The organism is Frankia sp. CgJB1, assembly GCF_977947065.1.
Map to the genome: position 1 here is coordinate 39562 of NZ_CDWTNB010000012.1, position 8585 is coordinate 48146.

Genomic DNA, 8585 nt, shown 5'->3' on the forward strand with positions numbered 1-8585 from the left:
ATAGGTGGTCCCGATCCTGCGAGCGTCAGCGCCGCTTACACCTTCCGTCGCGTCGGGCAGGCCCCCACGTGCAGCCAGGATCGCTCAGGGTACGGCCTGGTGAACCATCTGCCAAGAGACCGAGCAGCATCATCGGACCGCCGGGGAGGACGGACCGCCGGGGAGGTCAGTGCACGAGTGTCTTCATGGCGGCGGTGAGCGCGCTCAGGCCGGCTTTCGCGTCGTTGAAGAGCATTCCGGTCTTCGGGTCGGTGTACAGCTCGTTGTCGATGCCGGCGTAGCCGTGGCCCATGGAGCGTTTGATGACGATGACGCTCTTCGCCTGGTCGACGTCGAGGATCGGCATACCGGAGATCGCGTTGCCGGGACGGCGGGCCGCCGGGTTGGTCACGTCGTTGGCGCCGACGACCAGGGCGACATCGGCCTGCGCGAACTCGGGGTTGACCTCGGCCAGTTCCTTCATCTGCGGATAGGGAACGTGCGCCTCGGCCAGCAGCACGTTCATGTGGCCCGGCATTCTGCCGGCGACCGGGTGGATCGCGTAGCAGACGTCCACCCCGTGCTGCGTGAGCAGGTCGGCGAGCTCGACGACTTCATGCTGGGCCCGCGCCGCCGCAAGCCCGTAGCCGGGCACGATAATGACCTTCGACGCGTACGCCAGCTGCAGGGCCGCGTCGTCCGCCGCGACCGACCGCACGGGGGCCGCGGCCGCCGCGCCGGCATTTCCGGTCGAGTCCGCGGTGCCGAAACCACCGACGATGATGGCCGGGATCGACCGGTTCATCGCCTCGGCCATCAGCACGGTGAGGATGGTGCCGGACGCCCCCACCAGCGCGCCCGCGATAACGAGAACGGTGCTGTCGAGCACGAAACCGGCCATCGCCACGGCCGTCCCGGTGAACGCGTTCAGCAACGAGATCACCACCGGCATGTCCGCGCCGCCGATCGGCAGCACCATCGTCACGCCTAAGCCCAGCGCGGCGGCCGCGACGATCGACAGCGCGATCGTCCCACCGTGACCAGTGACGATCGCCGCCACGCCGGTCACGGCGACCGCGGCCAGCGCGGCGTTCAGCAGTCGGGCGCCGCGGAACAGCACCGGCGCGCCACTGATCAGGCCCTGCAGCTTGCCGGCGGCCACCAGCGAGCCGGAGAAGGTCACCGCGCCGATGACGGCGTCGAGGCCGACGGTCACGGTGGTCTGACCGGAGGCCCCGGCCAGCCCGGCCGCGCCGCCCAACCGCACCACCTCGGCGAACGCGACGAGCGCCGCCGCGCCGCCGCCGACCGCGTTGAACACGCTGACCAGCTGCGGCATCGCGGTCATCCGCACGGTCCGCGCCGCGTACAGGCCGGCGCCGGATCCCAGGAGCACACCGATGATCAGGACGATGAGGCCGGTAGCGGTGATGACGCCGTCCCGGGCCAGCAGCCCGACGGCGCTCCCGACGGCCGCCACCATCCCGGCCGCGGACAGCTGGTTGCCCCGGCGGGCAGTCGCGGGCGAGTTCATCAGGTGCAGGCCGAGGACGAAGCAGCTCGCCGCGGCCAGGAACAGCAGGCGGATCGCCGTGTCCGAGCCGCTCATGACCGCTCACTCCCCCCTGCCGGCTGGTTCCCCCTTGCCGGCTGGTTCCGCTCCGCGAGCCGGCTTCGCTCCGCGGCCGGGCGCCGGTGGAACATCTCCAGCATCCGGTCCGTCACCACGTAGCCGCCCACCACGTTCATCGCGGCGAACGCGGCGGCGAAGAACACCAGGACGTAGCCCAGCGGGGTGTGCGCCGTCGCGGTGACCAGCATCGCGCCGACGACGACGATGCCGTGGATCGCGTTCGCGCCGGACATCAACGGTGTATGCAAGGTGGACGGCACCTTGCTGATGACCTCGAACCCGACCAGCAGGCTCAGGACGAGGACGGTCAGGTTGGTGACCAACGTCTCGGTCATGTCCTCACGCTCCAGACTGGCTTTCCGCGGAGCCGCCGGCCAGCAGGGCGGCGGTGGCGGGGTGGACGACCCGGCCGGCGTGGGTGATGACGACCCCGGCCTGAATCTCGTCGGCGGTGTCGATGGTGAGCGCGCCGTCGTGGACCAGATGGCCCAGCAACGCGGCAACGTTGCGGGCATAGGCGGCCGACGCCGCGGCCGGCATCAGGGCCGGCAGGTTGCCGGCGCCGATCACGGTGACGCCACCCGCGGTGACCACCGTCTCATCCGGCACGGAGATCTCCACATTGCCCCCGAGGGGGCTCGCGGCGAGATCCACGACGACCGACCCGGGCCGCATCGTTTTGACCGCCTCCTCCGTCACGAGCAGCGGTGGCCGGCGGCCGGGAACCTGAGCGGTGGTGATGACGACGTCGTGGCGGGCGACGGCGGCAGCCAGCGCTTCCTGCTGGCCCGCCAGTTCCTCGGCGGTCAGCGCCCGGGCATAGCCACCCTGACTCGCTCCGCCGGCCACCCCGCCCAGATCGGGCTCACCCAGGTCGGGCCCACCCAGGTCGAGGAAACTCGCACCGAGCGAGGTCACCTCGCCCCGCGCCTCCGGGCGGATGTCATAACCGCGGACGACCGCGCCGAGCCGGTGGGCCGTGCCGATCGCGGCCAGCCCGGCCACGCCCGCGCCGAGCACCAGCACCTCGGCGGGCCGGGCCGTACCGGCCGCCGTCATCAGCAGCGGGAAATAACGCGGGTAGGCGTCGGCGGCGACCAGCACCGCCTTGTACCCGGCCACATTCGCCTGAGAGGTCAGCGCGTCCATGGACTGGGCCCGGCTCAGCGTCCGCGGCAGCCCGTCGAGGCTCACCGTGGTCACCCCCGCCCCGGCCAGCTGCGCCATCACCTGCGGCTGCAGCAACGGCACCAGCAGCCCTACCAGGGTCTGCCCGCCGCGCAGCAACGCGCGCGTCTGCGGGTCCGGGAGGCTGACCGACACCACCACGTCTGCCCGCGCGAACAGGTCGCGCCGCGCGACGACGGTGGCGCCGGCCTCGGCATAGGCGCCGTCGGGAAACCACGCGCCACGTCCGGCTCCGGTCTCGACGAGCACGTCGAGACCGGAGCCGACCAATCGGCCCACGACTTCCGGAACCATGGCCACCCGACGCTCGCCGGGCGCGGTCTCCATGGCCACGCCCACAGTAAGCGGACTCATGGTCTTTCCCCCTTTCGGGATTCTCCTCGTGTTCTCTTCCCCGTTGGGGCGGGGATGAGGACCGATGGCCGTGCGGGCCGGGTCGGAACGGGCCAGATCAGAACTCGAACACCAGCCGGGCCGGGACCCTGCTGTCCAGGACCTCGTCCATGCAGGCGTTGACGTCGTCCAACTTCCGGCCGGAAGCGATCACCCTGGTCCGGCCGGCCGCGTGCAGCCGGAACACCTCGGCCAGATCGTTGCGGGTGCCGACGATCGATCCCTTGACCGTGATCCCCTTCAGGACCGTGTCGAAGATCGGGATGGACATCGTGCCATCCGCCGGCAGGGCCACGCAGACCAGCCGGCCGCCGCGCCGCAGCGATGCGAACGCCTGCTCGAACGAACGGGGCGACGCGGCGAGCGCGACCGCCACGTCGGCGCCGCCCAGCCGCTGGATGGCCTCGACCGGGTCGGCGGTCCGCGCGTTCACCACGTGGTCGGCGCCCAGTTCGGTGGCCAGCTCCAGCTTGGCCTCGGTGACGTCGACCCCGACGGTGAAACCACCCGCGATGCGGGCGTACTGCAACGCCAGGTGGCCCAGCCCGCCGATGCCGAACACGGCCACCGTCTCGGCCGGGGTCACCCCGGCTATCTTGACGGCCTTGTAGGTGGTCACGCCGGCGCAGGTCAGCGGTGCGGCGTCGAACGACGGCACATCACCGGGCACCGGCACCGCGTAGTCCGCGTCGGCCACCGCGTACTCGGCGAACGCACCGTCGATCGAGTAGCCGCTGTTGCGCTGGCTCTCGCACAGCGTCTCCCAGCCGCCGACGCAGTAGCGGCAGCGCCCGCAGGCATGACCGAGCCACGGGATCGCGACCCGGTCGCCGGTCGCGCGCCCGGTCACCCCGGCGCCCACCGCCTCGACCACGCCGACGCCCTCGTGACCCGGGACGAACGGGGGAGTCGGCTTCACCGGCCAGTCACCGCGCGCCGCGTGGATGTCGGTGTGGCACAGGCCGCTGGCCTCCATCCGCACCAGGATCTGCCCCGGCCCCGGCACCGGGACGTCCCGGTCCTCGATACGCAACGGTGCCCGGAAATCGGTGACAACTGCTGCCTTCATAACATCCTCCAGTCAGGGGAATTATCGGTGGGAAATGCCAATGGACTCCGAAACCCTGGAATCTGAAACCCTGGAATCCGAGACCCTAGAATAGGCCGAGCGCGTTCTCGTCGTAGCTGACCAGCATGTTCTTGGTCTGGCTGTAGTGCTCCAGCATCATCCGGTGGTTTTCGCGGCCGATGCCGGACACCTTGTATCCGCCGAACGCCGCGCCCGCCGGATACTGGTGGTAGCAGTTGACCCAGACCCGGCCGGCCTTGATGCCCCGGCCCATCCGGAACTGGCGGGCACCGTCCCGCGTCCACACGCCGGCACCGAGCCCGTAAGGCGTGTCGTTGGCGATGGCCAACGCCTCGGCCTCGTCCTTGAAGGTGGTGACAGCCAGCACCGGGCCGAAGATCTCCTCCTGGAAGACCCGCATCTTGTTGTGGCCCTTCAGCAGCGTCGGCTCGAAGAAGTAGCCGTTCGCGAACTCTCCGGCCAGCTGCGTCCGGCGCCCACCGGCCAGCAGGTCGGCGCCCTCAGCCAGGCCGATGTCCACGTAGGAGCCGATCTTTGACAGCTGCTGCGCGGAGACCTGCGGGCCCAGCATCGTCGCCGGGTCCAACGGGTTGCCCTGCTGGATCAGGCCGACCCGTTCCAGCGCCTGCGCCATGAACTCGTCGTAGATCGACTCCTGGATCAGCGCCCGGGACGGGCAGGTGCACACCTCGCCCTTGTTGAACGCATACAGCACCAGCCCCTCGACCGCCTTGTTCAGATAGGCGTCGTCGGCGGCCAGGACGTCCTCGAAGAAGATGTTCGGGGACTTCCCGCCCAGCTCCAGGGTGACCGGGATGATGTTCTGCGCCGCGTACTGCATCATCAGCCGGCCGGTCGTGGTCTCACCGGTGAAGCCGATCTTCGCGATCTTCGGGCTGGTGGCCAGGGCCCTGCCGACCTCGGCGCCGGGCCCGTTGACGATGTTGACGATGCCGGGCGGGATGACGTCCTGAATCACCTCGGCGAGCTTGAGGATCGACCACGGCGTCGGTGACGCCGGCTTGATCACCGAGCAGTTACCCGCGGCCAGCGCGGGCGCCAGCTTCCACGCCGCCATCAGCAGCGGGAAGTTGAAGGGGATGATCTGCCCGACCACCCCGAGCGGCTCGTGGAAGTGATAGGCGTAGGTCTTGCCGTCGATCTCGGAGATCGACCCCTCCAGGGTGCGCGCCGCCGCGGCGAAGTACCGGAAGTGGTCGGCGGCCAGCGGGATGTCGGCAGCCAGCGTCTCCCGCACCGGCTTGCCGTTCTCCCAGCTCTCCGTGACCGCGAGCATCTCCCGGTTGGCGTCGATCGCATCCGCCACCGCGGTCAGCACCTCGGCCCGCTCCGCCGGGGACGCGGCGGCCCAGGAGCCGGCGGCGGCGTGCGCCGCGTCCAGGGCGTCCTCGACATCTTCCGCCGCCGACCGCGGTATTTCACAGATCGGCTGCGCCGTGGTCGGGCTAAGGTTGGTCGAATATTTACCGGCCCGCGGCGGCAGCCACTTTCCGCCGATGAAGTTCTCGTACCGGTCCGTAACATGGACGATACTGCCTGGTTTTCCAGGTGGGACGTACGTCACGACAGCCTCCCGGTCTCCACAGGGCGGGCACGCCTTCCGACGTGCCCCGACCGGCACGTATGTTTCTCTGCCGAGGCCAAGCACCCCATATCGCGCCAGTCCTGACAGCGGGTGCGGAAGGTCCTGACCCCCGATGCCGAACGGGCCGTTCCCGGGCCAGTGCCGGGCAGCCTAAGTTGATCATGATGTTGTGCTGGGTTTTCGGGGTGCGGCGCGGTGTGGCTCGATGACCGGCGACGGCAAAGAGGGAACTGCCCGCGAGGGAACTGCCCGCGCCAGGGAAGCGCGACAGGTCACGGGCCGAGGCCGGCCGGCAGACCTCACCGGCAGACCTCAGGCGGCGAGGTCGATCACCACACGCGACGGGTTCGACAGTTCGAGCACCCGGAAGCCGACCCGATCGTCGACCCCCAGGCCGAAATGGACGTATCCCTCGTAGTCGCCGGTCATCCGATACTGGACAAGCGCGGGAAGCCCGCCGCCGGCCTGCGGTGTGCGCAGCGTCGACCTGCCGGTCTCATCGTGGGCCACGGCCGGGAACAACACCACCTCCAGGAACGCCTGCCCCCGGAGCGGGACCGCAACGCCCTCGCCTGGCGACAGCACCTCGGCCACGTAACGCACCTCGTAGCCAGGGATCTGCCCTTGGAGCTCGATCGTCAGCCGATCGAAAGCCATCCCGCCGGCGACGTTGTGCGCGCTGCGCACTGCGACGACCGTCGCGTTACCGTACAGCGGATGCTCGACGCGGCGCGGTTCGCTCGACCAGACCGGCTCCCGCGGCGTCGCGGTTGTGGAAGGCGACGTCACCACCGGTCCACCCGGCGAGCGGGAGGACACGGACGGAGAAGGCGCCGGCGAGGTGCCGGACACCGATGGCTTCGACGTGGTGATGTCGGTGGAGCCGCCGCCACCGGTACCGCCGCCACATCCCAGCAGCACGAGCAGCGCGCCCGCCAGCAGCGCCACCGCCCCGATCCATCGCCGGCCCGTTGTTGTCCGCACCTTCATGTAACTCACCTCGCCGCCCAGTTCACCTCGCCGTCCCGGGTGGCCGAAAGGGACCTTCGGCAGGGGGACGGTCGGGTTAACGTCCCCCCGAGCAGGTGAGCCGGAAGCACCACGGAGCGCCGGCACGGCTCGAACCGATGGGAGATCTGATGTGCGTGAGCTCAGCTCCCGGGGTAGCGGGTGGACCAGGCCGGGGTGGCCGCGCCGGAGGCGTCGGAGACGGTCGCGGTGTTCTCGATCTCGGTTACCAGATCGTCCGCGACCTGCCCGACCAGCTCATAGCCCGCCAGCTCCTTCAGCCAGGCTGCCGGCAGTGCCGGCTCACCCAGGGCGGCGCCAACGAGGTTCCCGCAGATCGCGCCGGTCGAGTCGCTGTCGCCGGAGTGGTTGACCGCCGCGAGCAGCGCCGTCTGCGGATCGTCGGGCGCCGCCACCGCGCAGTACACCGCGATCGCCAGCGCCTCCTCGGCGACCCAGCCGGCGCCCAGCGATTCCACGCGTTCCGCTGTGGGCGCACCGTCCGCTGCCGTTCCGAGAGCCGCCCGCAGAGCTCTGGCCACTTCCTTGCCGTCGCGTTCGGCCGACAGGCGGCCGAGGGCCGATGCGGTGGCCTGGGTGATGCTCGCGCCGTCCACCATCGCGGCGACGATCCACGCGAACGCGCCTGCGGCGAGGTACCCGGAGGGATGACCGTGGGTGAACACGGCGCATTCGACCGCATGGTCAAAGGAGGTTTCCGGGCCCCGCCGGAGCAGCCCGAACGGGGCCGAGCGCATCACCGCCCCGCACCCCTTGCTGTCGGGGTTCGCCGGCCGCGCGAGCGTGCCCGTCTCGGGGCGCCCCAGCCCGGACAGGCAGGCGTTTCCCGGAGCGCGCCGGGCATACATCAGCTGCTGCGCCGCCAACCAGCCGTCCATCTCCCCGGCGGCCGGACCGGTCCGCCGCTGCGTCGTGAGCCAACGCTGGTAGGCGCGCCACAGCACCGCGGGCGGATCGGCGATGCCCCGGGAGCGGCTGCGGACCGAGGCCCGGATCAGACCCTCCACGGTAAACAGCGTCATCTGGGTGTCATCTGTAAACGGAGCGTGTACCCCGTAGGCGGCCGTGAGGCCGATGACCCCCGCCGTCCCGTACTCCCGTCGGATCTCGTCAAGCGACTGGAATTCGATTGCCGCACCGAGCGCGTCTCCCAACGCCCCGCCCAGCAGGCAGCCCCGGACCCGGTCCTGGTAGGAGAGGCCGGAGTTCGCATCGTCCGTGGGCGCCGCCGCACGCCGCTCTGATGGCCACAGGCTGACCGCGAGCCCCACGGCGGACCGGGCGGCCGGGGCGGCCAACAGACGTTCCTTGGTTCCGGCGGCGGCTCCCTGGCTCTCTTCCGGGGCTTCGAGTTCGGCGGCGGCGGCGAGTTCGGCGGCGGTCATGCGTTGGCGGGCCAGTGCCCGGCCCGACCTGCTGAGAATGACACCCTCGGCGGCCAGGATCTCCCGTGGATCGTCGGTGCGTTCCGGATCGGGCCAGCGGAAGTCCGGGGAGATGGAACCGTTCAGGAGCAGGACGCGGTGGGCGTTGGAGATCCGGGCACTGGCCAGCTTGGCTCCTACCGCGACGGCGTGGGACCCGATCACCTCCGCGACGTCGGAGTAACTGGTCCAGCGGCCGGGTGGGATCGCAGCCAGTACCCGGATCATCAGGGTCCATCGCCA

Annotated in this window: 7 protein-coding genes; all 7 read right to left on the bottom strand. The window is 70.5% G+C overall.

Going from position 1 to position 8585, the window contains the following annotated elements:
- Positions 1-166 precede the first annotated feature (166 nt).
- Positions 167-1588 (bottom strand): NAD(P)(+) transhydrogenase (Re/Si-specific) subunit beta, encoded by a 1422-nt coding sequence (locus tag AC08OT_RS02995; RefSeq protein ID WP_476598818.1) that lies wholly within the window; start codon positions 1586-1588, stop codon positions 167-169.
- The gene (locus AC08OT_RS03000; protein WP_476592942.1) at positions 1585-1947 is read right to left on the bottom strand and encodes an NAD(P) transhydrogenase subunit alpha part 2; all 363 of its coding nucleotides are present in this window, start codon (positions 1945-1947) and stop codon (positions 1585-1587) included. Before AC08OT_RS03000 ends, AC08OT_RS02995 begins: the two co-directional genes overlap by 4 nt.
- Positions 1948-1951: 4 nt before the next feature.
- A complete protein-coding gene (locus tag AC08OT_RS03005; RefSeq protein WP_476592941.1) occupies positions 1952-3154 on the bottom strand; it encodes an NAD(P) transhydrogenase subunit alpha in 1203 nt (400 codons plus the stop codon).
- Between the two features lie 97 nt (positions 3155-3251).
- A complete protein-coding gene (locus tag AC08OT_RS03010; RefSeq protein ID WP_476592940.1) occupies positions 3252-4262 on the bottom strand; it encodes a zinc-dependent alcohol dehydrogenase in 1011 nt (336 codons plus the stop codon).
- An 85-nt stretch (positions 4263-4347) separates the two neighbouring features.
- Entirely contained in the window at positions 4348-5868 is a 1521-nt protein-coding gene (locus AC08OT_RS03015; protein ID WP_476592939.1) for an aldehyde dehydrogenase family protein, read from the bottom strand.
- Positions 5869-6201: 333 nt separating this feature from the next.
- Entirely contained in the window at positions 6202-6879 is a 678-nt protein-coding gene (locus tag AC08OT_RS03020) for an AMIN-like domain-containing (lipo)protein (RefSeq protein WP_476592938.1), read from the bottom strand.
- A gap of 161 nt (positions 6880-7040) precedes the next feature.
- Positions 7041-8585, bottom strand: a 1545-nt coding sequence (locus tag AC08OT_RS03025) for an ADP-ribosylglycohydrolase family protein (RefSeq protein ID WP_476602514.1), incomplete at its 5' end; no start/stop codon positions are given.